This window comes from Alishewanella sp. HL-SH05 (assembly GCF_052655985.1).
The window spans coordinates 146136-170744 of sequence record NZ_CP199753.1 but is presented as its reverse complement, the minus strand read 5'-3'; the positions used below and the strand labels follow the sequence as shown (position 1 = coordinate 170744).

Annotated in this window: 22 protein-coding genes; 15 read left to right on the top strand and 7 right to left on the bottom strand. The window is 46.9% G+C overall.

Features of this window, described 5'->3' with window-relative positions; translation table 11 throughout:
* From ACUJFL_RS00825 to ACUJFL_RS00790, 8 genes are all read left to right on the top strand, one after another.
* A complete protein-coding gene (locus ACUJFL_RS00825; protein WP_445428215.1) occupies positions 1–681 on the top strand; it encodes an alpha/beta hydrolase in 681 nt (226 codons plus the stop codon).
* Between the two features lie 2 nt (positions 682–683).
* The gene (gene hemC / locus ACUJFL_RS00820; RefSeq protein WP_226751430.1) at positions 684–1610 is read left to right on the top strand and encodes a hydroxymethylbilane synthase; all 927 of its coding nucleotides are present in this window, start codon (positions 684–686) and stop codon (positions 1608–1610) included.
* Positions 1611–1618: 8 nt separating this feature from the next.
* Positions 1619–2356, top strand: coding sequence for a uroporphyrinogen-III synthase (locus tag ACUJFL_RS00815; RefSeq protein WP_445425780.1), 738 nt, complete (start codon positions 1619–1621; stop codon positions 2354–2356).
* Between the two features lie 115 nt (positions 2357–2471).
* The gene (locus ACUJFL_RS00810; RefSeq protein WP_445428214.1) at positions 2472–3476 is read left to right on the top strand and encodes a uroporphyrinogen-III C-methyltransferase; all 1005 of its coding nucleotides are present in this window, start codon (positions 2472–2474) and stop codon (positions 3474–3476) included.
* Positions 3469–4551, top strand: coding sequence for a heme biosynthesis protein HemY (locus ACUJFL_RS00805; RefSeq protein ID WP_445425778.1), 1083 nt, complete (start codon positions 3469–3471; stop codon positions 4549–4551). Before ACUJFL_RS00810 ends, ACUJFL_RS00805 begins: the two co-directional genes overlap by 8 nt.
* Positions 4542–5063 carry a DNA-deoxyinosine glycosylase gene (locus tag ACUJFL_RS00800; protein ID WP_445428213.1) on the top strand — a complete coding sequence of 174 codons (522 nt, stop codon included), beginning with the start codon at positions 4542–4544 and terminating at the stop codon, positions 5061–5063. The genes ACUJFL_RS00805 and ACUJFL_RS00800 overlap by 10 nt, the downstream gene beginning before the upstream one ends.
* Positions 5064–5195: 132 nt before the next feature.
* Entirely contained in the window at positions 5196–6524 is a 1329-nt protein-coding gene (locus tag ACUJFL_RS00795; protein WP_445428212.1) for a TonB family protein, read from the top strand.
* A 203-nt stretch (positions 6525–6727) separates the two neighbouring features.
* The gene (locus tag ACUJFL_RS00790) at positions 6728–7450 is read left to right on the top strand and encodes a hypothetical protein (RefSeq protein ID WP_445428211.1); all 723 of its coding nucleotides are present in this window, start codon (positions 6728–6730) and stop codon (positions 7448–7450) included.
* Between the two features lie 161 nt (positions 7451–7611).
* Here ACUJFL_RS00790 and ACUJFL_RS00785 read toward each other — a convergent pair whose 3' ends face one another.
* The gene (locus tag ACUJFL_RS00785; RefSeq protein ID WP_306178645.1) at positions 7612–8019 is read right to left on the bottom strand and encodes an acyl-CoA thioesterase; all 408 of its coding nucleotides are present in this window, start codon (positions 8017–8019) and stop codon (positions 7612–7614) included.
* A gap of 159 nt (positions 8020–8178) precedes the next feature.
* Here ACUJFL_RS00785 and ACUJFL_RS00780 point away from each other — a divergent pair, with 159 nt between their 5' ends.
* Entirely contained in the window at positions 8179–9528 is a 1350-nt protein-coding gene (locus ACUJFL_RS00780) for an SEL1-like repeat protein (protein WP_445425774.1), read from the top strand.
* A 58-nt stretch (positions 9529–9586) separates the two neighbouring features.
* Positions 9587–10936: a hypothetical protein gene (locus ACUJFL_RS00775; RefSeq protein WP_445425773.1), complete on the top strand. Its 1350-nt coding sequence runs from the start codon at positions 9587–9589 to the stop codon at positions 10934–10936.
* Here ACUJFL_RS00775 and fre read toward each other — a convergent pair whose 3' ends face one another.
* The 3 genes from fre to ubiD are packed head-to-tail and all read right to left on the bottom strand — an operon-like array spanning position 10937 to position 13426.
* Positions 10937–11644: an NAD(P)H-flavin reductase gene (gene fre, locus ACUJFL_RS00770; protein ID WP_445425772.1), complete on the bottom strand. Its 708-nt coding sequence runs from the start codon at positions 11642–11644 to the stop codon at positions 10937–10939.
* Positions 11645–11666: 22 nt separating this feature from the next.
* On the bottom strand, positions 11667–11945 hold the full coding sequence (locus ACUJFL_RS00765) for a 2Fe-2S iron-sulfur cluster-binding protein (RefSeq protein WP_226751419.1): 279 nt from the start codon (positions 11943–11945) through the stop codon (positions 11667–11669).
* Entirely contained in the window at positions 11942–13426 is a 1485-nt protein-coding gene (ubiD, locus tag ACUJFL_RS00760) for a 4-hydroxy-3-polyprenylbenzoate decarboxylase (RefSeq protein ID WP_226751418.1), read from the bottom strand. Before ubiD ends, ACUJFL_RS00765 begins: the two co-directional genes overlap by 4 nt.
* Positions 13427–13580: 154 nt before the next feature.
* Here ubiD and ACUJFL_RS00755 point away from each other — a divergent pair, with 154 nt between their 5' ends.
* On the top strand, positions 13581–14225 hold the full coding sequence (locus tag ACUJFL_RS00755) for a class II aldolase/adducin family protein (RefSeq protein WP_226751417.1): 645 nt from the start codon (positions 13581–13583) through the stop codon (positions 14223–14225).
* A gap of 85 nt (positions 14226–14310) precedes the next feature.
* Positions 14311–15090: an EAL domain-containing protein gene (locus ACUJFL_RS00750; protein ID WP_226751416.1), complete on the top strand. Its 780-nt coding sequence runs from the start codon at positions 14311–14313 to the stop codon at positions 15088–15090.
* A gap of 63 nt (positions 15091–15153) precedes the next feature.
* On the opposite strand, the gene ACUJFL_RS00745 is transcribed toward ACUJFL_RS00750, so the two are convergent.
* Positions 15154–17655, bottom strand: a complete 2502-nt coding sequence (locus ACUJFL_RS00745; protein WP_445425771.1) for a TonB-dependent receptor plug domain-containing protein — start codon at positions 17653–17655, stop codon at positions 15154–15156.
* 160 nt (positions 17656–17815) lie between these two features.
* Here ACUJFL_RS00745 and ACUJFL_RS00740 point away from each other — a divergent pair, with 160 nt between their 5' ends.
* Positions 17816–18985, top strand: coding sequence for a cystathionine beta-lyase (locus ACUJFL_RS00740; protein ID WP_226751414.1), 1170 nt, complete (start codon positions 17816–17818; stop codon positions 18983–18985).
* A 425-nt stretch (positions 18986–19410) separates the two neighbouring features.
* Positions 19411–20256 (top strand): ion transporter, encoded by an 846-nt coding sequence (locus ACUJFL_RS00735; RefSeq protein ID WP_445425770.1) that lies wholly within the window; start codon positions 19411–19413, stop codon positions 20254–20256.
* Here ACUJFL_RS00735 and ACUJFL_RS00730 read toward each other — a convergent pair.
* Entirely contained in the window at positions 20247–20957 is a 711-nt protein-coding gene (locus ACUJFL_RS00730) for a VC0807 family protein (protein WP_306178635.1), read from the bottom strand. The genes ACUJFL_RS00735 and ACUJFL_RS00730 overlap by 10 nt on opposite strands.
* A 163-nt stretch (positions 20958–21120) precedes the next feature.
* Between ACUJFL_RS00730 and ppc the strand changes: the two genes are divergently transcribed.
* Complete coding sequence (gene ppc / locus ACUJFL_RS00725; protein WP_445428210.1) at positions 21121–23751, top strand: phosphoenolpyruvate carboxylase; 2631 nt, start codon at positions 21121–21123, stop codon at positions 23749–23751.
* A 275-nt stretch (positions 23752–24026) separates the two neighbouring features.
* Here ppc and ACUJFL_RS00720 read toward each other — a convergent pair whose 3' ends face one another.
* Positions 24027–24395, bottom strand: a complete 369-nt coding sequence (locus ACUJFL_RS00720) for a hypothetical protein (protein WP_445428209.1) — start codon at positions 24393–24395, stop codon at positions 24027–24029.
* Between the last annotated feature and the right edge of the window lie 214 nt (positions 24396–24609).

Genomic DNA, 24609 nt, shown 5'->3' with positions numbered 1-24609 from the left:
ATGGCATTACTTCCTTTTGTTGATGTACCGGCACAAGGCACGGCTCAAGCCGTTGTAGTTTGGCTACATGGTTTAGGCGATTCTGGTCACGGTTTTGCACCGATAGTACCGGAGTTGCGTTTACCTGCGAATGCCGGTGTTCGTTTTATATTTCCACATGCTCCTGAAATTCCGGTAACGATAAATGGCGGTATGCGGATGCGGGCTTGGTACGATATTAAAACCATGGATTTGACCAATCGCGCAGATGAAGCTGGCGTAAGGCAATCAGCTATCGCGGTCACGGCATTGCTCGATAAATTAATCAGCTCAGGTGTCCCGAGTGAACGCATTATGCTGGCGGGCTTTAGTCAGGGCGGTGTGATTGCACTGCACTTATTACCGCGTTTGCCTTATAAGTTGGCGGGTTTTATGGCGTTATCTACCTACATGGCTTGCCCCGATAAGCTGAGCGCAGAGCAGTTGAGCCACAACAAAAATACGCCGGTATTTATCGCACACGGTACTCAAGACCCTGTTGTGCCAATGGCTGCTGGTCAGCAGGCTTACAATACCTATAAAGCTGCTGGCTTTAACGTCAGCTGGCGCGATTATCGGATGCCGCACAGTGTTTGTGCGCAAGAAGTGGATGAAATCAGCCGCTTTATTCAAAGTCGCCTGATCAATAAGGCAGAGGTATAAGCATGGCCAAAATCCGTATTGCGACACGCAAAAGTGCCTTGGCACTTTGGCAAGCCGAATTTGTGAAAGCCGAGTTGCTGAAATATCATGCTGATTTAGATGTTGAATTAGTTCCGATGTCGACGCAAGGCGATAAAATTTTAGATACGCCGCTGGCGAAGATTGGCGGTAAAGGTCTGTTTGTTAAAGAGTTAGAAACCGCCATATTGGAAGACCGAGCCGATATTGCCGTACACAGTATGAAAGATGTGCCGGTAGCGTTTCCTGAGGGCTTACAGTTACAAACAATTTGCTTACGCGAAGATCCGCGTGATGCCTTTGTTTCTAACCAGTTCCGTAGTTTAGCTGAATTGCCACAAGGCGCTGTTGTGGGCACTTCGAGTTTACGTCGGCAATGCCAAATAAAAGCCTTACGGCCTGACTTACAAGTGCGTGATTTACGCGGTAATGTTAATACTCGGCTCAAGAAACTTGATAACGGGGAATTTGCAGCGATTATTTTGGCTGCGGCCGGGCTGATACGTTTAGGTTTTGCTGAGCGTATCGCCAGCTATTTAACCGTCGACAGCAGTTTGCCAGCTAACGGTCAAGGAGCAGTGGGTATCGAGTGTCGTAGTGATGATGCTCAGGTACAAGCCCTGTTAGCCCCTTTAGAGCACAGTCTAACGCGGCAATGTGTGTTGGCTGAGCGAGCTATGAATCGCGCGCTACAAGGGGGTTGTCAGGTGCCTATTGGTGCTTTTGCTATATTAGAAGGTGAACAACTGTGGCTGCGAGGTTTAGTTGGCTCACTGGATGGTCAGCAGATTATTCGTGATGACGTTCGCGGTAGCATCGATGCTGCAGAGCAATTAGGTCAGCAATTGGCTGAACAATTGTTGGCAGCAGGCGCCGGAGAGATCCTCGCTGCTGTTTATCAGCAAAGTTAGCGCTTACTATGTTCTTAATTACGCGCCCTGCTGGCAAAGCAGACCATTTACTGGAATCATTAGACAGCTACGGTATTCCCTATCTGTATCAGCCGGTGATTACTACACAAATGGTGCAATTAAAACCGAAAGATATTCGCTGGCTAGAACAAGCGGATAGCTTAATTTTTGTCAGCATCAGTGCGGTGAACACCCTAGAGCAACAAGTTACAGTGAAACAATTGCCGGGGCGCTTATTTGCTGTCGGTGCCACCACCGGTGCCGCTTTGCAACGTTGGACTGGGCGTCAGGTGATCATCCCAGAAGATCAGCGCAGTGAAGGCTTGTTAGCACTACCAGAGTTGAACAGCGTTGCAGAGCAACAAGTGGTGGTGGTGCGAGGTAATGGCGGTCGTGAACTGATTAAACAAACCTTGGCGCAACGTGGTGCCACGGTGCGTTATGTGCAAAGCTATAGCCGTTTGCCATTGCCGTTAGATGGTGCTCAGCTGAAGCAGCAATGGCAACAGCAGGGCGTGCAGTGTATCGTAGCCACGAGTAATGAAATTTTGCAGCGCATTTTTGGGTTAGTGCCCACAGAGCAGCATGCTTGGCTTGCTCAACAACATTGGATCCTGGTTAGCCCACGGGCACGCGACAGTGCGCTGGCGCTAGGGATCCCACTACAGCATATTCATCTAGCAAGCAGCGCCAATGACGATGCCTTGTTAGAAGCGGTGACGCAGTTTAAGAGGAACATTCTATGAGTGAGCAAGGGCAGGCGACCGTTTCGGAAAAAGTGACAGCACCCGCTGAGGTTGCATCCAATACGACCCACACGGAATCATCAAATACACCGCCGCGCAAAAGTAATGGTCTGGCTTGGTTTGCCATTTTTCTTGTGTTGGCATTAACTGCCGCTATGGTGGCGGGGGGTATTGGTTATGGCCACAATGGCAATCACTCCAACAGCAGAGCCAGCTCACAGAGCAGGCCATTGAACAAAAACTGCAGCAAACGACAGCGACGATCAGTCAGCAGCAACAGCAATGGTTAGAGGTTCAGAAACAAAAACAGTTACGCTTGCAGCAAGAGTATCAACAAGCGATGCAGCAAGATCGTGAACAATTGCAAATGCAAATACAGAGCTTACGCCAGCAAGTGCAACAGCGTGATGGCGCACCGCCACAACACTGGGTATTGATGGAAGTACGTTTCTTGTTAAAGCGAGCGAGTCAAAGTTTGGTCTTGCAACAAGATGTGCAAAGCGCGCGTTGGTTGTTGCAAGCAGCGGATGAGCAACTTGCTAAGCTAGATAATGTGCTGTTGTTAATCGTTCGACAAGCAATTAAGGATGATCTGGCTGCGCTGCAACAAGTCCCTAAAACGGATTTTTCACCGTTATATTTGCAGCTCGGTCAATTACGCCGGCAAAGCATGCAGCTACCATTAAAACAGCAAGAGCATCGTTTAATTCCTTCGCATCAACCGAATGATGATTTAGGCAATTGGCGTGAAAATCTGTCAAGTTATTGGGAGCAAGTATCAGGTAAATTATTCAATGTGCGTGCTGCGCAACCCCAAGATTTTTTCAGTTTATCTTCAGAGCAGCAAATTACGGTGCGCTTAAGCTTACAGCAGCAGTTATTGCTTGCGGAGCTGGCAATTTTACAGCAAGAGCCGGAAGTGTATCAGCACGCATTACAACAAGCCGCCGATTTATTGCAGCGTTACTTTGCTGCCGAAGATCCTATTGTGCAGCAAACCAGCGCTAGCATTGTCGAATTAGCTTCGGCTGCGATGCAAAAGCCCGCATTGCCCACTCTGCAAAGTATCAATCAGTTAGACCGACAACTTAGTATCATAACGGAGGCTAATTATGAGTAAGCTGTTGATCCTAACAGCAGTCTTAATTCTAGCCATGTTGCTGGGGCCGGTGTTCATTAATAACCCTGGTTATATCAAGATTGTTGCAGCAGGTTACACCATTGAAATGACCTTATTAGGCTTATTTGTGGCCGTCATCGCTGTGGTGTTAGTGTTAAAAATATGCTTAATATTGCTGCGGAAATTAGCTTATTGGCAGCAATTTTCGCTAAACTTCTTTCGTGGTAGGCGTCAACGCAAAGCGCGAGAATCTTTTGCCATTGGTCTGCAAGCGTATGCGCGGCAACAATGGCCTTTGGCCAGCGAAGAGTTACAACATGCTTTGTTAGATCCCCAATACGTGAATGAAAAACGCATGTTGGCCAGTTATGCCAGTTTTTATGCCGGCAATAGCGAGCATGCAAATGAATTAGCTGCGGCGTTAACGGCCGATGAAAGTAGCACGACCTTTGTGCAAGCTGATTTGATGCTACAACAAAATAAACCTGGGCAAGCATGTCGTTTATTGTCGGCACATCTTAATGCTGCGAAAACCGATCCCGCTTTAGGGCAATTGTATCTGCAAGCACTAAAACAAGCCGGCCAATGGCAAACGCTGCTGCAAACTATTCCGTTATCATTAACTCAGCAATGGTTTGGTAAAGCAGAATGGCCGTTGCAGCGTTATGCTGTTTATCCTGCGGCATTGAGCCAACTGAGTGCGCAGCAAGGTTTTAGCGAAGAGTCTGAAATTTGGCAAGCGTTACCGTCAAAAGAGCGTAAATCGGCGGCTGCGATGTTGGGCTTAGCATGGGCGCAAGCTCAGGCGGGGCAATGTGAGCGTGCTGAACAGCGTTTAGTTCAAGCACTCACCTTAGAAGACTTACCGGCAGCTTGGCCTTACTTAAAACAGATCCCGTTAAATAACTCAGTATTAAAGTTACGTAAAGAAGTGCAGCATTGGCTACGCTCTAGCCCCTCTAATGGCTATATTTACGCGGTACTTGCCTACTTAGCCGAGCAAGAAGGCGATCGTGAGCAAGCCAGTATGGCGTGGCAAAAAGTACGGCAATATAACCCCGAGCTGTGTCGGTAATTTTGCAAGGCTTGGCCGCGGTAACAAACCGCGATGCCAAGGTGTTAATTTTGGGGAGTATGCCGGGGGCTCAGTCGCTCGCCAGCCAGCAGTATTATGCCCACCCGCGTAACGCCTTTTGGCCCATTATGGCATCGTTATGCGGTTTCTCTGTCAATCTCGCTTATCACGAGCGCTTAGTCTTATTGCGACAACATGGTTTTGCGTTATGGGATGTGCTGGCGCATTGTCAACGTCAGGGCAGTTTAGACAGCGCCATTCGCCATGAGCAAGCCAACGACTTTAATCATTTCTTAGCCGAGCACGGTCAGTTAAAACTGATCGCTTTTAATGGTGCCAAAGCACAGCAAAGTTTTAACAAGCAGGTATTGCCAACGCTAGCCATCACACCCCCGCGATTGTTAACCCTTCCTTCAACTAGCCCGGCACATGCGGCGATGTCTTTTTATGCTAAATTGCAACAATGGCTACAAATTAAGCAACGCTATCAGTTAAATGACGGCTCAACATAAAAATCGTGCTTTTCGTGCTTGAGAAATGTGCAGCGGTAAGACGCCCATTCATCCTTTAATGTGCGCCTACTGTTGCGCTAAAGTGTATTTGGTGTAGATTAAGTGTGTTTTTAAATCTGGCAAGGATTAACAATGAAGCGCTTATGGATTGTGCTCCTGACATGGCTATGTAGCATGCCCCTTTCAGCTGATTGGAATACGGCAATGACGGCATACGACAAACAAGATTATGCGGTAGCTAAAACGGAATTTGAACGCTTGGTTCCTTTCGGCAACGAAGAGGCTATTTTTAATTTGGGCGCGATGTATCACCTCGGTGAAGGTGTACCGCAAGACAGTATTTTAGGTCTGGCGCATTTTATGTTGGCAGCAGAGCTAGGTAAGCCTAACATTTCCCATGTGGTAACGGGTTTACAGCAAAACCTAACCGCGTCGCAGTTAGCCCTAGTTGACACACAATTACAGCGTATCCGGCAACAAGTAAAAGTGCCAATGTTGACATCGATCGATGACAACGATAAGACTAAAGCGCCACAAGCGGTGAAGCGTGTTCAGGCAAAATACCCCGCGGCAGCGGCGGCAAAGGGGCAGTTTGGCTATGTGGCTATGCGCTTTTTAGTTGATGGCAAAGGTAATGTGCAAACCATTAATGTGGTGGACTCATTTCCTAACAACGTGTTTGATAGGGAGGCTATTAGAGCGGTAAGTCGTTGGAAATACGAAGCCAGTGGCAAAAGCCATATATTTAGCGCAGAGCTAAATTTTTTCCTCGAGGGTGGTGTCAATGTTGCAAAAGTTGATGATTTAATACAGCAGCATCAACTATGGCAAGGCGCGTTAATCGGCTCACCGCAACATCAATTTATGTTAGGCCATTTGTTACGTCTGGTTAATATACAAAACAGTAACTACATTTCTATCGACCGAGATATGCCGATTACGGCAGAGTTAGATTTATCCGTTTTTAAACCGATGAATAAATTGGAAGTCGATTTTAGTGGTTTTGTCGGTTATGCGGTGGTGCGAATAGCCGATGACGGCACTATTGTTGAGCAAATTTATGCCGATATTGACCCCAGTAGTCAGGTGCAAAATTTGTTGGGGTTAAAGTTAAAAGGCAAGATAGATCACGACGTTTATCAAATCATGAAGTACAGTCATGTTTCAGCGCATCGTGCGCCCTGGGTTAGCGCTTCTTTTAAGATGCCGCAAAGTTATTCTGCACGTTTTTGGTGGGATAAAGCCGCGAAGAATGGCAGTAAAGAAGCGCAACGTATCATGGCCGCTTATGATAAGCGCTGGGAGCAGTATTTATTAGAGCAAGAAGACGCCGAGGCGATGGCCTGGGTAGGCAGCCGCTTACTGTTAGAAGGGCAGCGTGCGAAAGGTTTAGCCTTGTTAGATGCTGCTATCGCCAAGCAGTATCAACCGGCGAAAGAGTTAAAAAAACAATTGCTATAAGCAACTCTAGTTATTATAAACAGCGGCGAAAAGCCGCTTTTTTTGAACTTCAATTAAGCGGGTTTGGATAGTTAGCCATTCATTAACTAGCGACAACAGTGCTATAAAATACTTAATGCAACTAAACGACGGTGAGCTTATCTAAACAGAACACTTTATCTTGAGGCCAGCATTAACCTGGGTATGTGAGTGAACTCTGCTTAATGGTTAAACTAAAACAGCTATTTCGGGAATATGCAGCAGCCTTTGCTTGGGCATTATTGTTGCACAGCCTCGTGTTAGTTTTGTTATTACACACCACGCTACAAAAACCGGTTGCTTTGCCACAAGCCGAGCAGATCAGCACCTTTCTTTATCAACCAGCAATTAAATCGCCAGAGCCTGTTGAAGAAATGAAAGCAGAGCGTCCTGTAAAGGGACCTTTAGCTCATGCAGATAAGATCGCTGCAAAACAGGCCGCTGGTAGCCACATTAATCATTCCATCAAGCCGCTTGAAGTCAGTGCTACGATCGTTAGCAAAGCGCGGCAGGACGAGCCAGTGTTAGCCTCAAGCGACATTAACTCCTTGCCTATTACGCCAAGGTCCAGCTTAGCTGAGCGTAGTTTAAAGCAATTAGCGCAGCCTAATCAGCAAGCGTTAGCACAAGCCGCTGACGCGAGCTATCAACAATGGCAGCAACAGCAGCTGCAACCCAGGATAACGGTAGCCAAACAACATCAGCAAGCCAGTGCCAATCCAGAAAAAGCCGTGTTATTTACTTATAATGATGGCCAGCAATTGGTGAAGCTCGGTGACAACTGTTTAATCGTCGATCCACAACTCAGTGGCTTTGAACAAATGATGCAAGCTAAGGGCGCACCTTGCAAAGAGAGTGATGATGCGCTGTTGTTTCGTCAAACCATGGCCAAGTGGTTAAGCCGTTAATCACGCTGAACCTTATAAGCACAAAACGATATTAACTTGGGGCGCTATAGCGAGTATCAGCCACAATCATTGCTTATCATCATCGACTAAAGCTAATTTCGAGTTAGTGGCTTGCCTGAGATCATTGCGGGATAATTGATAAGGGCAAGCCAGCTGACAATTTACTCTGCTAAATGCTGCTCTAGACGCTGGCGCAGATCACCCTCAATGGCTACCGCTTTACCGGTTTTTTGATCCAGGCAAACGAATGTCACTTGAGCATCTGCCGCAATAGCGTCGGAACCGGCTATCCGAACTTCCTGAGTGACCACCGCGCTCTTGCCTCCCACTTTACTAAAACGTGTATACACTTCTAGGGTTTGGCCCATGGTCGCTGCCACGCGGTAGTTAATATTGATATTGACAATTACCCAGGCCAAATTGTGTTGGCTAAACCACTGAATATCCCCGCTGTCTTCTAAATACCCCCAACGGGCTTCTTCTAAAAACTCTAAATAGCGGGCGTTGTTTACATGTTGATAAATATCTAAATGATAGCCCCGAACTTTAATCACTGTTTTATGTTGCATCTATAGCACCTATTTTTAGTGTATTTGCTCTGATTTTGGCATAGTTCGTACACCGCTGCCAGTGACCATTATGTTTTAATAGTTGACGCTTAACACGCCTTTGTTAATATGCTGATAACTGCTTCATAAATAAAACGCTTATATGTTAAGGATGAATCGATGCGATTAATTTTAGTACTAGGATTATTGCTACTCAGCTTTGGAGTGCGGGCTGATTGGCTGAGCGCTTTGCAAGCATATGAAAATAAACAATACGCTGTGGCAAAAACAGGTTTCACTAATTTATTACCCTTAGGTAATGCCAATGCCGCTTTTAACCTTGGTGTGATGGCATATTATGGTGAAGGTCAGGAAGTTGATCTCGAACAGGCCTTAACTTATTTTTTACTTGCAGAACAATTACAGCATGAACAAGCTGGAGACATTGTTAAGCGTATTTATGAAGAAGCAAGCACAGCACAGCGAGCTGGTGCAGAAGAAGCTGCAGCTAAAGCATTAGCGGGAGTATTTATCAAAAAAAATGCTCAGCGCTATCAGTTAAGTAAAGAGCAACCGCCAGCTGAAATATCCACACCGATGCCCGACATTCCCAATGATGTCACCAGAAAGTATCCATTTGGTTATGTCGTTGTACAGTTTTTAGTGGATGGTGAGGGGCGGGTAAAAGTTGCCGATGCCGTAGACGGCTTCCCAGAAGGGGCTTTTGATCCTTATGTTTTCCGCACTATGGGGCGTTGGCAATATGAAGCAACCGGTAAAGCCCATTTGATGTCGGTACGTCTGAGTTTTTGGGCCACAGGTTCAATGAATGCGCGTTCTGCTAATCAGATTATCAAGGGGCAAAATTTATGGTCTTATGCGCAACTGGGCTCGAGTAAGCATCAAGAAATGCTAGGCAGCGTATTAAATTTAGTTTCGATGGTGTCAGGTGCTGAAGTGTATATCGACGAAGATTTGCCCGCACCAGCCAATGAACCCGATGTGTCGGCATGGTTTGAAAGCAGAAAATTTGATATCAACATCCCGGGTTTGGCCGGATCAGTCAGCGTAGCAACTAACGAAAAAGGTGAAATTGTTCGATTGTTGGATGCCAGTGAGTTAACTCATCCCGCGGCAGAAACACTGCAGGGAATGCGGATCCGTGGTGCTAATAGTGGCTTTTTCCGGTTAAGTAATAGTTTATCGCAAGATCGTTCGTTTAGCCGTGTTAGTAAGAAAAACAGCATTTTGGTTGAACAATATCATGCCGTTCATCAAGAGTTGACAGCGGGTTACTGGTGGAAAACCGCGGCTGCAAATGGTGATCGCCGAGCACAGCGTATTTTAGGTGCGCAACGCGAAGATTGGCAGTTCTATCTTATTCAACAGCAAGATCCGCTCGCGACGGCCTGGCATGGTGCACGTTTATGGTTAGATGGCGAAGCCGCAGAGGGTAAAGCGCTATTAGAGCAAGCGCAAGCCGCAGGTTACAAGCCAGCGAGCGAGTTATTACAAGCTTTAAGTTTGTAGTGCGCTTAGCTATTCAAACCGCGCTAATTGAGAAATAGTGAAAACTAAGGAAGATAGAATGCGTTTTATAACACTCGTATTGCTGATGCTGACAACCTTCGCCGTGCAAGCGGATTTGCTGGTGTCTTTACAAGCCTACGAAAATAAAAAATATAGCGAAGCAAAAGCGGGCTTTATTACGCTATTACCACTAGGTAATCCCGATGCAGCCTTTAATCTAGGCGTGATGGCTTATTATGGTGAAGGACAAGAGATTAATCGGGTAGAAGCATTAAGCTATTTTTTACTTGCAGAAAAATTACAGCATCCAGATGCCAGCACTATCGTGCAACGCGTGTATGCCGAAGCAAGCAGCGATGAGCGTTTGCAAGCCGACGCTGCGGCAGCTAAAGCTTTTGCTGCGGTCATTATTAAACAGGATGCGCAACCTTACCAGCTTAGTAAAGAGCAGCCTCCGGCCGCCATTAATACACCGATGCCGATAATCCCGGAAGAAGTCACCAGAAAGAATCCGTTTGGTTTTATCGTATTACAGTATTTAGTAGATGGTACGGGAAGGGTGCAGGTTGTTGATGTATTGGATAGTTTTCCGGTTGGTGCTTATGATTTTCACGCTATGCGCGAGCTGCGCCGCTGGGAATATGCAGCGACCGGTCGTCCGCATTTAATGTCGGTGCAGTTAAATTTTTGGATAGCCGGCGTGATGGATGCTGGCAGCGCGAATAGGATTGTTAATCAAAATAACCTCTGGACTTATGCACAAGCGGGCTCTGCTCGGCATCAAGAAACGTTGGGTAGCGCGCTAAATGTGATTTCTATGGTATCCGGTGCTTTAGTTTATGTAGATAAAGATTTGTCGGAGCCTGGTGATAAGCTGGATTTAACAACTTGGTTTGACAGTAGAAAACTGAAAATTAATATTGAGGCATTTGATGGCGAAGTAACAGTGCAAACCAATGCAAAAGGCGAAATCGAGCGTGTGTTGCAAAGCGATGAACTTATTGCACCCGAGGCAGAGACGTTGCTGGGCATGCGCATTCGTGGCGGCAAAGAAGGCATTTTTCGACTCAGTAACAGCACTAAACAAGAACGCACTTTTAGTCGCTTGGTGAATCGCCCGACTATTTTGATACAGCAATATGTGCCAGTGCATGAGCAGTTAACGGCAGAGTATTGGTGGCGTACAGCCGCGACAAATGGCGATCGTCGCGCACAGCGTATATTAGGCGCGAAGCGCGAAGATTGGCAGTTCTATCTGATCCAACAGCAAGACCCGTTGGCGGCGGCCTGGCATGGTGCACGTTTATGGTTAGATGGAGAGAAGACCGAAGCTAAAGCCCTGCTAGAGCAAGCGCAAGCCGCAGGTTACAAGCCTGCGACTGAACTATTACAAATATTAAGTTTATAGTTAGATATAAGCAAACGCATCAGCAAACATGTGCTCGCGATGGCCGCCTTGCGCGATAAAAGCCTCGCGAGCCACCCCTGCCATTGCAAAGGGGCCAGCCATATAAATGTCGTAGGCTTCAAGAGACACAATATCTTGCAACACGGCTTCATGCACTAAGCCGCGGCGACCTTGCCAATGTGCGCTAGGCTCTTGCACCACCGGGATCACTTGATATTTACGATTGCTGGCTGCCCAACTCGCCAATTCGGTCTGGTAATACAAGGCATCTTCGCTTTTCACACCCCAGTACAATAATACCGGGATGTCTTTTTTCGCAGCCGCGATTGCCAAGGCAATACTGTGTACATAAGAGAACCCGGTGCCACCGGCTAATAACACGATGGGGCGATCACTGTTCGCTTGCCAAGCGGCATGACCCAGACCGACTTCAACTTGAACCGGCTCACCGGCAGCAAATTGTTGCTGTAGATGAGTTAACGCTGCGCCAGACCAGTTATCTCCCGCTGCCGCGCCAATGTGCAATTCCAACAACGGCTGTTCTGGGGTGCTGGCGATAGAGAAAGGTCTTTTATCTGTTGCGGTCAGACACAGTTGTAAGTATTGACCGGCAATAAAGTTAACGGGCGCAGCTGGCGCGAGTACAACTTTACTGACAACGTGAGTAAGAGCTTCAATGGCAACAACCTGACAAGCAATAGCGTTCATAAACATCTCATGTTAAGCGGGGTTAACCGCGTATAAAAGGGTGGTGTAGTTGCAGATCGGACTGGGCATAAGCCACGCAACAGTAAACAAATCGCTGCTGACGGTCAACGTCCGTTAATGGGCTTGGCTCGATATAGCTCACGTTACCGTCACGTAGTTTACACACGCAACTGGTGCATACGCCCTGCTGGCATCGATAAGGAAAATCAATACCCTGGCGCAGCGCGGCCTGCAGAATAGTTTCTTCAGGCAGCACTTCGAAACTTAACTGCGCTGGCAGTACCGTGACCTTATGGCTCATGGTTTGGCCGCGGGTAAAGTGATGCCCAGGCTTGGCCATAAACTATCAACCCGCTGCTTAATTTCGTCAGACATCACAATTGGCTCGCCCCATTCACGAGTGGTTTCACCTGGCCATTTATTGGTGGCGTCCATACCCATTTTTGACCCTAATCCCGATACAGGTGAAGCAAAATCAAGATAGTCGATCGGCGTGTTTTCAATCAGCGTGGTATCGCGCGCGGGGTCCATACGGGTGGTAATGGCCCAAATCACATCTTGCCAATCGCGGGCATTGATATCGTCATCGCAGACAATCACAAATTTAGTATACATAAACTGGCGTAAGAACGACCACACACCCATCATTACGCGTTTGGCATGGCCAGGATACTGTTTTTTCATCGTGACAACGGCTAAACGGTACGAACACCCTTCAGGGGGTAAGTAAAAGTCGGTAATTTCCGGAAATTGTTTTTGCAAAATGGGCACGAACACTTCGTTCAGTGCGACGCCCAAGATAGCCGGTTCATCTGGTGGACGGCCGGTGTAAGTACTGTGATAAATCGGATCTTTACGGTGTGTAATATGCGTTACAGTAAATACTGGGAAGTTATCGACTTCATTGTAATAACCCGTGTGATCCCCGTAAGGCCCTTCGGGCGCCATTTCACCCGCTTCAATGTAGCCTTCAAGCACAAATTCAGCGCTGGCCGGCACCTGCAAGTCGTTACTAACGCATTTAACCACTTCGGTGTTATCACCACGTAATAATCCGGCAAAACCATATTCAGACAGCGTATCAGGTACAGGCGTAACGGCACCTAAAATGGTGGCCGGATCGGCGCCCAGTGCTACCGACACCGGGAAGGGTTTACCCGGGTGAGCTTTTTGCCATTCAAAGAAATCTAAAGCGCCGCCACGATGCGATAACCAGCGCATAATCAGCTTGTTTTTGCCCAGCACTTGTTGACGATAAATACCCAAGTTTTGGCGGTCTTTATGCGGTCCTTTGGTTACGGTAAGACCCCAGGTAATCAGGGGGGCGGCATCGCCCGGCCAGCAAGTCATAACGGGCAACTGGGTCAAATCGACCTCATCACCACTAAGTACGACTTGTTGGCAAACGGCTTTTTTCACCTGTTTGACCGACATATTTAGAACTTGTTTGAAAATAGGCAATTTACTAAAGGCATCTTTCAGCCCTTTTGGTGGCTCGGGTTCTTTTAAAAAAGCCAACAATTTACCGACTTCACGTAAGGCCGCCACATCTTCTTGGCCCATACCCAAAGCCACTCGCTGAGGTGTACCAAATAGGTTGGCTAATACTGGGATCGAATACCCTTTTGGGTTTTCAAACAATAACGCTGGGCCACCGCCACGCAGAGTACGGTCGGCAATTTCAGTCATTTCCAATACCGGATCGACAGGCTGTTTGATGCGAATTAATTCACCACGTTGTTCTAACTGCGCGATAAAATCACGTAAATCTTTATATTTCATTGGTTGCCTTCATCAGTGACAGCGTAAGACGGTGCCTCATCTTGCGACTATTATACATTTCTACTGGACGACTGCCAGTTTTAGCCTGCTATGCGGCTGGCATCGCTGCTGACGCGACTTATACTGTTGTTAACACATTTCGACGGGTTATACGATGCAAGAGCAAGAAGGGGTTATAAAATTTCAATTGTTTTATCAAGCTGCGCCATTACCTGCCAACATAGATATTACCGAGTTAAATGCGTGGCGTACGCTTTGTGTACAAACGGGCATGTTAGGGCAGCATCCTGAGCGCTATGATAATTATGGTTTTGGGAATATTAGTCAGCGGGTCGCAGGTGGTGTACACTTTATCATCAGTGGCACGCAAACGGGTGGTAAACTGCAGTTAAGCGCAGCAGATTACGCGCTGGTCACCGCTTGTCAACCGGAATTAAACCGAATTAGCGCACAGGGCGTAACTAAACCCTCTTCTGAAGCGATGACACATGGCCAGCTTTATCAGTTACTGCCACAGGTTAATTTTATTATTCATGCGCATTGCCCGGCGATTTGGCAGCATGCAGATGCACTAGCGTTAGCGCAAACGGCTGCGCAAGTGCCTTACGGTACGGTGGCGATGGCGGAGGAAGTATCCCGCTTGTTTCAACAAAGTGAGGCCGCGGCACAAGGTATCTTCACTATGGCAGGGCATGAAGATGGTGTGGTGACCTTTGGCAAGAATGCTGAAACCAGCTTTCAAATTCTAATGCGTTATTATGCGGCTGCGCTGGCGCTTGGTGCGACACCAAATCGGTGATTGTCTTTGATAAATTATCAAAAAGCAGTCACAATCCAATAATGTTATTTTGTCTCATTTTTACTCCCAATAGAGAGCGCATTTTATGCAGTTTCCCGATTCAGTTAAACAACAGAGCTGCCAAGATTGTTTAAGTGGTCAAGATTTGGGTTTTGAGATCCGTATGGCATTTCAACCGATTATCGATTGGCACACGCAGCAGATTGTTGCTTACGAAGCGCTGGTACGCGGGCCAAACGGTGAAGGTGCAGGTTGGGTTTTCTCTCGGATAAACGATAGCAATAAATATTACTTTGATCAGGCTTGTCGGGTAAAAGCCATTGAAACCGCTGCGCGTCTAAAATGCAGTACCTATTTGAATATTAACTTTTTGCCGAACGCGGTGTATAACCCAGAAACCTGTATTAAAGCCACCATTGAAGCAGCCGATCTCTATGGCTTTGATTTAACCAAGCTAATTTTTGAAGTGACTGAAGGTGAGCAGATCCCAGATAAAGCGCATTTGAATCGCATTTTTCGCAGTTATGCTAAACGTGGCTTTCAAACTGCGATTGATGATTACGGCTCGGGTTTTGCAACATTAGATTGGCTAATTGAGTTAAGACCTCACTTATTAAAGCTAGATATGGAACTGATCCGGAATATTCACCTTAACTGCGCAAAACAATTTATTGTGGCCAAAACAATCGAGCAATGCGAGTTGCAAGGTACCAAGGTGTTAGCTGAAGGCATTGAAACAAAAGAAGAATTAGATTACTTAGTGGGTATTGGTGTGCGCTTGTTTCAAGGATATTATTTTGCCAAGCCGGCTTTAGAAGCGTTGACACCGCTAGAAGGCTTAACAGGGATGAAAGCGTTAAATTAAACGTATAACCCAAAACAAAATAAACAAGGCGCCTTAAGGCGCCTTGTTTATTTTGGTGGTAACTTAGAAGTTATAAGATACCCGGCCATACACTAAGCGGCCTGAACGTCCGAACGGTGAATAGTTCGAGAACGAGGTAGCACCTGTGGTATTTAAGTTAATGGGGTTAGCATCTGGATATTCATCAAAGATGTTATCAGCACCCACTGCCACGGTCCAACTATCGTTAAAGTCATAGCGGCCTTCCAAATCCATCAAGACTTTCGGACTTAATGTCAGATCAGTGGCTGCAGTAGTGCCCGGTGATAATACCTCACCGTAACGAGTTGCTTTAAAGGTCGCGCTGAAGTTGTCATAACTCCAGTTTACCGTGGCACCAAATTTATCTTTGGGTGCGCCTTTTTCAAACGTCAGTACATTAACACGACCAAATAATGTTGGCGCTGGATCAAGTGCTGACAACTCTGCGGTTGCTGGTACTGCGGTGACTTTCGTTTCGTTAATATTACCGACCACCGTAAAGCTGAACAAACCAAAATCTTCAGTTGGTGTTGACCAGTTAATAACAACATCCACACCTTGTGTTTCGGTATCTACACCATTGATAAAGAAACGACCACCACCGATACCGATAAAGCCTTGCGAGCTTAAATAATCGCGCACGTTTGTTTGAGTTAAGTTTTCTGATAACACGATACGATCATCGATATCAATGCGATAACCATCTACCGTGATAGAAACACCGCCCACGTTAAATACGGCACCTAATGAGTAGTTTACTGACTCTTCAGCATCTAACGGTTTGGCACCTAACGCTTGCGCAACCGGGTTGCTTACCGGGAAAGTCGTGATATCAAAGGGTACACCGTTGATAAAGTTAGTTGAGGTAGCAGTAAAGTTTTGTTGCTGTAGCGATGGGGCACGGAAACCGTTTTGTAATGAACCACGAATACCAAAGTCATCGGTAAAATCGTAGCGTAACGCAGCTTTACCGGTAACATTACTGCCAAAATCAGAATAATCTTCAGCGCGCAGCGCCACTGAGCCCAGCATGTTATCCGTGATATTTGCTTCTAAATCGACATAAGCACCAACAGCACGACGTGTTTCACGCACTTCGTTAGACGGGCGGAAGCCGGGGAACACCTGCGCGCCAGAAGCCGTTGGGTTACCATTGGATAATAGTTCGCCGCCATTGCGCCATGAATCAGGTTCACCGGCGAAAATACCGTAACGTTCACGGCGTAATTCAATCCCGGTAGCAATGTTTAACGGCGAGGCTAGCGAGTCAACATTAATCGATCGTACACCGGATAAGTTAAACACGGTTTGGCCATAACGGAAGCCACCAGCATCAAACTCGGTTTTGCTGGTTGGGCCGATTGAGCGGTTTAAGGTGTTTTCAATAGTGAAGGCCATACGGTTCTGACCCCAAACTAAAGACGTATCAACGGTCCACTCGCCGACATCAAATTCATAACCTACCGCAGCACTGGCATCCGTTACATCGGGTGCAATAATTGGTAAGAAACCGTCTGGGTAGATCGCCAGAATATTGCGGGAATCGTTGGCTGGGCGATAGAAACCGCCTGAACGCGCTTCACGATCTTGGTAGCTTAACCAAGCATAAATTTTACCGTTATCTAAGGTTTTACCGGCATTTGCAAACAAGGTAAATTGCGATAATTCAGGCTCACCATACCAAGCACTGAAGCGGTTGAAGTAGGTTTCACGCGTATCATATTGGCCATTGACCAAAGGATACTGTTGACGATAATCCCAGCCGCCACGCTCTGTGCGCTCGGCGTCTTTGTATTCTGCAGATACGGTGAGGAAAGCATCTTTGCCAAGTTCAAAACCACGCCAGCCGCTCAAGGTTAGCGTTTCACCGTCAGTACGACTTCGCTCAAGATTAGCTGGTGCACTCCAAGTGGCGCCTGTTGGGGTCGGTGTTGTTGGCGTGGTATAGCTGGTTTCACGCCAGCCATAAGACGAGGTAAAGTTACCGCCTTCACTCGCTTCGCGTAAACGAATGTTTAATACCCCGGCAATGGCATCTGAGCCATATTGGGCTGAAGCACCATCACGTAATACTTCAACTGCGTTAATCGCTGCGGTAGGAATGGTATTTAAATCAACAGCAGAAGAGCCACGGCCCACAGTACCGTTTACGTTAACCAAAGCAGCGGAATGGCGGCGCTTTGAGTTAACTAGCACCAGAGACTGATCTGGCCCTAAACCACGTAAAGTAGCTGGGCGCACGGTATCAGTACCATCGCTTAAGCCTGGACGCGGAAAGTTAAAAGACGGTAGCGCGGTTGATAGTACTTGATTCAGTTCGGTTGAACCTGCTCGAGTTAAATTTTCTGCGCTGATAATATCGATTGGCACGGCAGTATCAGACACCGAACGACCGGCAACCCGAGTACCCGTAACAATAATCTGCTCAATTTTTTCTGCTTTTTCATCGTTTTCGCTGGTATTGCTTTGTTGCGCTATTGTTAGCGGTGTAAACAACGCTAAGGTAATAGCTAACGCAATAGGATGCGGTTTTATTTGATGCATGAGAGTTATCCCTTTGTTATTTGTATTGAATCTAGTTGCTGAACTTGCTGGTGTCAAACGTGTAACAGAATTAAACATTGCTTGCAGCGGCAAAATAATGACATAGTATAAAGCAGACTTCTAGAAGTCTTTTCGCCTTTGGACAACGTTGGAGCAACATATGAAAAAGAATACCCAGTTAATTCATGCAGGTCGTGGCAAAAAGTGGACTGGCAGTGCGGTTAATCCGCCTATCGTACGTGCTTCAACGATTGTGTTTGAGACCATGGAAGAGCTTAAAAACGCCAGTAAAAATAAAGGTAACGCTGTGCCGTATTATGGTCGGCGTGGCACGGCTACACATTTTGCATTTCAAGAAGCCATGTGTGAGTTAGAAGGTGGGGCCGGTTGTGCTTTATATCCTTGCGGTGCCGCAGCAATCAGTGGCGCTTTATTGGCGTTTTTAAAAGCAGGCGATCACTTGTTGATGGTTGATACCGCGTATGAGCCAACACGAGGGTTATGTGAAAAAGTGCTCGCCGGTTTAGGAATTGAAACCAGCTATTACGATCCCTTGTTGGGTGCCGAGATTAAGACCTTAATTCGTCCGAACACGAAGGTAATCTTTTTAGAATCACCAGGTTCGTTGACCATGGAAGTGCAAGACATACCGGCAATTTGTCAGGTTGCAAAGGCGCATAATATTATCACTATGCTAGATAACACTTGGGCTTCGCCGATCTTATGTCGACCGTTTGAGCTTGGTGTGGATATTTCTATTCAAGCTGCCACCAAATATATCATTGGTCATTCAGATGTGATGTTAGGCACAGCGAGCGCGAATGAACAGCATTGGCCGCAACTACGTGAGCAGAGTTATTTGTTAGGTTATTGCGCTTCGCCAGATGATGTATATCAAGCTAGCCGTGGTTTGCGTACGTTGGGCGTGCGTTTAAAGCAACACGAAAAAAATGCTTTAGAAGTGGCAGAGTGGTTAGCACAGCGTCCAGAAGTTGAAACAGTGCGGCATCCTGCTTTTCCTGAGCATCCAGGGCATCCGTTTTTTCAGCGCGACTTTAACGGTAGCAATGGTTTGTTTTCTTTTGTATTGAAACAGGGCAGTGCTGCGCAGGTGCAAGCCTTTATTGAAGGTATGCAGCATTTTAAAATGGGTTTCTCATGGGGTGGCTATGAGAGCTTGATTACTGCGGTGCCTAATGTACAAGCGCTTCGTTCGGTGACTCATTGGCCCTATGCTGGGCCTTTATTGCGCTTACATATTGGTTTGGAAGATCCAGAAGATTTATTGGCTGATCTGGAACAGGCATTTGCGCGCATGGCGTTGGCTTAAACTTACCCCGCAAAACCCTACGTTGGTGCGCTTGGTGTTTAAGGAGCATGGCAAACGTTTAAAGGCAGCGTTAGTTTAACGGCAACGCAAGTCGCACGTTATATTATTGCTGCCTGATATCAATGCCCCAATCACGATCAGCCACACCTGACCATTACAACCAGTATTGGGGGAAAGTAGCAATGACGGTAAGCAGCGTGTTTTGTTTTAGCTGATAAAAACGGCCGACCAAGCGCTGTATGAAGCCAAAAGCCATGGTCGCAATCGCACCGAACTGTTTTGCACAAAAGCAGAATAAGCTGTTTGATTATGCCGTGCTGCCCGCAAGGAGTTATCTTAGCTATTGCAACGCTATAACGTTCGCAATGCATTGACCTGTTCTATGGTTCTTCTACAATAGCGCCTTGATCTTTATGGAGGCTGTTATGACAGAAGTTACCCGCTCAGCAGGCATCAGCATGCAGCAACAGGTTGCGACCTGGTTAAATAAAAATCTGGTGCAACGCACCTTATTGGCATTGATCTTAATTAATGCGGCAATTTTAGGTTTAGAAACATCCAGTGCAGTGATGGCCGCATTTGGCCCACCATTAATGCTGCTCGACAAGTGTATTCTTGCCGTCTTTGTCATCGAAATTGCGCTGCGCATTTACGCTCATCGTTTGGCGTTTTTTAAAGATGCCTGGAGTTTATTTGATTTTTCCGTAGTGGCCATTGCCTTAGTGCCAGCCAGCGGGCCTTTTGCGGTATTACGCGCCCTTCGCGTATTACGGGTACTGCGTGTACTAACCTTTGTACCGTCGATGAAGAAAATTGTTGGCGCTTTAGTGCAATCGTTAAACGGTATGCTGTCGATTGCGATGGTGCTGGGCTTGGTGTACTACGTGTCTGCTGTCATGGCAACGAAGCTTTTTGGTGAAGCTTTCCCAGAGTGGTTCGGCAGCCTTGGTGCCACCTTATATACGTTATTTCAGGTGATGACGCTAGAAAGCTGGTCGATGGGGATCTCGCGGCCGGTGATGGAGCAGTTCCCCTATGCTTGGGCGTTCTTTGTGCCTTTTATTCTGATCGCCACTTTTACTATGTTGAACTTGTTTATTGCCGTGATCGTCAATGCCGTACAAAGCATGCATGATGAAGAGCACAAAGACGAAATCGATGCCAAACAGCAATTACAACAGGATCTCGTGGCGCAAATGCAGCAGTTGCAGGCAGAGTTAGCGGCGTTACGCGCGCAACTGCCGCCTGCAGCTAAATCGGATCAAGGTTGATGCATAAAGGTTTCGAGTTCTTGGCCAGTCAGCTTGCTAATACTGCTAAACATAAACCACATTGCAAAAAATAATACCAACATACTGGGCAAAACGATAACGGGGTAACTCAGCCACGTCATCGTGCCCAGCTCTTCATTAAAGGCGGTGCTGCCAGGAGGGCTAACCAAGATCACCTTGGCCAAAATATAATTAAGTACCGACGATAAAAAGAACGAGCTCGCCACCAAATAACCGGCTATTGCCATTTTCTTTTCAAATTGTGCGCGTTGTTGTTGTGCATCCAAGGCTGCATAAAGCTTATCGTTATCCAACAACTCGCCATTCAATAAAAACTTTTTCACCAACGGATAGGGTGTGTATTGGCTAATCAAAACCGCTAAGCCTAAAGCGCCGGGGATCGCGGCTTCTTTAATGGCGATATAAGCGGCATCAAGTTGCAGAAGAGCAATGCCGCCCGTTAATAACACACTGATAACACCGAGCACCGAAAAGAAATTAACCTTACCGGCTTGGCGTAAATCCCAAATACCAAAACCAATAGGAAAAGCCAGTGCAACCACAATACCCCAGACGGGGCCAAGGTATTCTTCACCGCTGAATTTACTCAGGATAATCGCAGGGATCACCACGTTTAGCAGTAGGTTACTGATGAGACCTGTCGATTTTTTTGCTGGGGTAGGACGTGTTTCCGAAGTCATAAGATACCGTATTAAAAGTCGTAAAATACCGTTAAGCGCAGTATAGCAAGAACCCAAGTTATCGCCTATGCACAGTTGTTGCCCAGTTGGTAATCAATCATAGTTGAGTACCAACGCAGAACAGGCTAGGGTGTATTAATTCTAAACGCAGTGGAGCACTGAAATGGATCAATACGCCGCCCTTAGGGCGAATGTCGGGTTATTAGGTACGGAGTTGGGTGAGACCTTACGCCAGCATCTTGGTGATGCGGTATTGGCACGAGTGGAAGAGATCCGCCAGCTGTCGAAAGAAGCGCGCCAAGGCAATAGCCAGCAAGCCGAGCAGCTACGCCAAGTACTCACGGCACTCAGTGATGATGAATTACTGCCAGTCGCTCGGGCTTTCGCGCAGTTTTTAAATTTAGCTAACCTCGCCGAGCAACATTTTAGTATCAGCGCGGCAGGGCGCAGCAGCATTGAAAAGCCGGAACCGTTAACGGAGTTGTTTCAACGCTTAAAAGACACCGCTATCGCCAAGGGCGACATTCAACAAGCCGTTCGTGAGTTATCTATTGAGTTGGTGCTAACGGCGCATCCTACTGAAGTGGCGCGGCGTACCCTGATTCATAAACTGACCGAAATTGCTGCCTGCTTAGCGCAGTTAGAGCATCCGCAAACCGATTGGCAACAACAGCAATTACAACTGCGTTTAACCGAGTTAATTAGCCAAGCTTGGCATACCAATGAAATTCGTGAGCAGCGGCCAACCCCGGTTGATGAAGCGAAATCGGGCTTTGCAGTCATTGAAAGTTCGTTGTGGCAAGCTATTCCTGACTTTTTACGTGAACTTGATGCCGATTTACGTCGTGATCTTGGCACCGGCTTACCGCTTGATGCCGCACCCGTGCGTTTTTCTTCTTGGATGGGCGGCGATCGCGATGGTAATCCTTTTGTTACCTCCAAAGTAACCCGTCAGGTGTTGTTACTGAGTCGCTGGAAAGCGGCAGATTTGTTTATTCGAGACTTAGATTTACTGTCTACCGAGTTATCGATGAATACGGGCTCTGCGGCGCTACTCGACGCCAGTGAACAGGCATCCGAACCCTATCGTGCGGTACTTAACAAGTTACGCCAACAACTGATCACCACCCGAGATTGGTTAACTGAAGCGTTAAAACATGATCGCTTACAGCGGCCGGCTGATTTAATTTGGCATAACCAGCAGTTGCTTGAGCCGTTATTACTGTGCTTTGAATCATTACAGCAAAGTGGCATGCAATTAATTGCACAAGGTCGCTTAACCGATACGCTGCGCCGCGCCTATGCTTTTGGCTTAACGTTACTGAAATTAGATATTCGCCAAGATGCCGCGCGTCATGCTGATGTTTTTGCTGAACTCACCCGTTACTTAGGCTTAGGTGATTATAGCGCTTGGACTGAAACGGATCGGCAAGCATTTTTATTGCGAGAACTGGCAAATAAACGACCGTTATTTCCGAAAAACTGGCAACCCTCCGCCGACGTTCAAGAAGTGCTGGATACCTGCGATATCGTGGCGCGCCATGGTAACGAAGCACTCAGTACCTATGTGATCTCAATGGCGGGTAAACCCTCCGATGTGCTGGCAGTACAATTACTGTTGCAAGAAGCCGGTAGTAGCTTTGCTATGCCAGTCGCACCGCTGTTTGAAACCTTAAGTGATTTACAAAACGCGCCCGATTGTATGCGGCAATTGCTCAGTATTGATTGGTATCGCGGTTATATTAATGGTCGCCAAGAGGTGATGATCGGTTACTCTGACTCGGCTAAAGATGCCGGTGTGTTCGCGGCCGCGTGGGCTCAATACAGTGCGCAAGAAGCGCTAGTGAAGCTGAGTAAAGATTATGGCGTGAAGCTGACACTGTTTCATGGCCGTGGCGGTACTATCGGCCGTGGCGGCGGCCCTGCACATGCGGCGATTTTATCGCAGCCGCCGGGTTCGTTAGCTGGGGGTTTGCGCGTGACCGAGCAAGGCGAGATGATCCGCTTTAAGTTTGGTTTGCCTGAGCTAGCCATCCGTAGTTTGGCCCTGTATGCCAGCGCGGTATTAGAAGGCATGTTGTTACCACCGCCGGTACCAAAAGAAAGCTGGCGCAGCCTGATGAGTAAGCTAGCCGATGATTCTTGCAACGCCTATCGGGCCGTCGTGCGACATAATAAAGATTTTGTGCCGTATTTCCGTGCTGCTACGCCAGAGCAAGAGCTAGGTAAGTTGCCATTAGGTAGCCGACCCGCTAAACGTAACCCGACCGGTGGCGTTGAAAGCTTACGAGCGATCCCGTGGATTTTTGCGTGGTCACAAAATCGTTTAATGCTGCCCGCTTGGTTGGGTGCCGGCAATGCCTTAGCCTTGGCAGTTGAGGCCGGACAAACCGATTTACTGGATGAAATGCAACAAGAATGGCCATTTTTTGCAACGCGGTTGTCGATGCTGGAAATGGTGTTTTTAAAAGCCGATCCAGAAATTTCGGCCTATTACGATCAGGTGCTAGTGCCCAAAGCGCTTCAACACCTTGGTGTTGAGTTGCGGCAGCAATTGGCGGCGGATCGCGAGTTGCTGTTAAAGTTGATCCACAGTGATACGTTGATGGCCAAAGAAGGTTGGATCCGTGAGTCGATAATGCTGCGTAATACCTATGTCGATCCGCTGCATATTTTACAAGTGGAGCTGCTAAAACGCTCTCGGCACGATCCGGAGAAAATTAGTGCGCAAAGTAATCGGGCGCTGATGGTCACTATCGCCGGTATCGCGGCAGGGATGCGTAACTCGGGTTAAGCAAAATAGGCGGATAAAGACCGGCCAATTTGTGTGATACCACTGCGTTTAGGGTTTCGCACAACGCGGTTTGCTCATATCAATAGGCCATGAATTATCCATGTGGCTTGATGATGAACTTCAGCAATGAGGTTCATCTTTTCAAGCCAGCAAAGTGGTTCACATGCTTTCTCTATGGATGAGTTCTGCTATCTATGGCCTTCAACGGTTTATTGAGAGCAAATCGGCTATTTTTTCGGGCTAGTGTTCGTTTTTGTGCCGGTTTTTCATCAGCGTTATGCCAGCCTTTCTGTAACCTGTGTTGGCTGAACCTTATAGCTGGCCTGCCAAGAGCAAGTCTGATCGGTCAAAAGCTGAGCTTTTTCTAGCATAGCTTTTTCATGATCAGAGACCCGAGTATAAAGCTTCAACATTTTATGAATATTCCAATAGTGCTCAATGCCACAACTAATTTCTTGCTGCAAAGCTTGTTGTATTTCAGCGCTTGGGTTGAGTTCTTTTATTTTTGCATGAAGAATTAAAGCATTAGCGAGTTTTTCAACGCTCATCGATTTGGCACCGTGTTCCCAAGAGATAATCAAGGTGGCCAAAGATGAACAAACACATAAAAAAAGAATGACGACGAATGTTTTTAGATTCAGCATTTAATTTCCCTCTTAATGTTTATCCGTGAAGTTTTAACTGAGGTATCAGTTGAATATTGACTGTGCTTTAACTGGGTGTCGCAATATCTCTAGACTCACTGTCCAGCTTGTTTTTAACATACTTCATGTTCGCTTATTTCAAAATAAGTTAGCAAGAGGTTAGCATTAAATGTTTTTTTTCAAAGCAAATTGTTGCTTGTAATGCTTTTAGCTT

Excerpts from the sequence above, each read along its gene's own strand:
- ACUJFL_RS00750 (WP_226751416.1), top strand. The coding sequence starts at position 14,311 with ATGCAGTTTCCCGATTCAGTTAAACAACAGAGCTGCCAAGATTGTTTA.
- ACUJFL_RS00795 (WP_445428212.1), top strand. The coding sequence starts at position 5,196 with ATGAAGCGCTTATGGATTGTGCTCCTGACATGGCTATGTAGCATGCCC.
- fre (WP_445425772.1), bottom strand. The coding sequence starts at position 11,644 with ATGAACGCTATTGCTTGTCAGGTTGTTGCCATTGAAGCTCTTACTCAC.
- ACUJFL_RS00805 (WP_445425778.1), top strand. The coding sequence starts at position 3,469 with ATGAGTAAGCTGTTGATCCTAACAGCAGTCTTAATTCTAGCCATGTTG.
- ppc (WP_445428210.1), top strand. The coding sequence starts at position 21,121 with ATGGATCAATACGCCGCCCTTAGGGCGAATGTCGGGTTATTAGGTACG.
- hemC (WP_226751430.1), top strand. The coding sequence starts at position 684 with ATGGCCAAAATCCGTATTGCGACACGCAAAAGTGCCTTGGCACTTTGG.
- ACUJFL_RS00765 (WP_226751419.1), bottom strand. The coding sequence starts at position 11,945 with ATGAGCCATAAGGTCACGGTACTGCCAGCGCAGTTAAGTTTCGAAGTG.
- ACUJFL_RS00790 (WP_445428211.1), top strand. The coding sequence starts at position 6,728 with ATGGTTAAACTAAAACAGCTATTTCGGGAATATGCAGCAGCCTTTGCT.
- ubiD (WP_226751418.1), bottom strand. The coding sequence starts at position 13,426 with ATGAAATATAAAGATTTACGTGATTTTATCGCGCAGTTAGAACAACGT.
- ACUJFL_RS00815 (WP_445425780.1), top strand. The coding sequence starts at position 1,619 with ATGTTCTTAATTACGCGCCCTGCTGGCAAAGCAGACCATTTACTGGAA.
- ACUJFL_RS00720 (WP_445428209.1), bottom strand. The coding sequence starts at position 24,395 with ATGCTGAATCTAAAAACATTCGTCGTCATTCTTTTTTTATGTGTTTGT.
- ACUJFL_RS00780 (WP_445425774.1), top strand. The coding sequence starts at position 8,179 with ATGCGATTAATTTTAGTACTAGGATTATTGCTACTCAGCTTTGGAGTG.
- ACUJFL_RS00740 (WP_226751414.1), top strand. The coding sequence starts at position 17,816 with ATGAAAAAGAATACCCAGTTAATTCATGCAGGTCGTGGCAAAAAGTGG.
- ACUJFL_RS00775 (WP_445425773.1), top strand. The coding sequence starts at position 9,587 with ATGCGTTTTATAACACTCGTATTGCTGATGCTGACAACCTTCGCCGTG.
- ACUJFL_RS00745 (WP_445425771.1), bottom strand. The coding sequence starts at position 17,655 with ATGCATCAAATAAAACCGCATCCTATTGCGTTAGCTATTACCTTAGCG.
- ACUJFL_RS00730 (WP_306178635.1), bottom strand. The coding sequence starts at position 20,957 with ATGACTTCGGAAACACGTCCTACCCCAGCAAAAAAATCGACAGGTCTC.
- ACUJFL_RS00735 (WP_445425770.1), top strand. The coding sequence starts at position 19,411 with ATGACAGAAGTTACCCGCTCAGCAGGCATCAGCATGCAGCAACAGGTT.
- ACUJFL_RS00825 (WP_445428215.1), top strand. The coding sequence starts at position 1 with ATGGCATTACTTCCTTTTGTTGATGTACCGGCACAAGGCACGGCTCAA.
- ACUJFL_RS00785 (WP_306178645.1), bottom strand. The coding sequence starts at position 8,019 with ATGCAACATAAAACAGTGATTAAAGTTCGGGGCTATCATTTAGATATT.
- ACUJFL_RS00755 (WP_226751417.1), top strand. The coding sequence starts at position 13,581 with ATGCAAGAGCAAGAAGGGGTTATAAAATTTCAATTGTTTTATCAAGCT.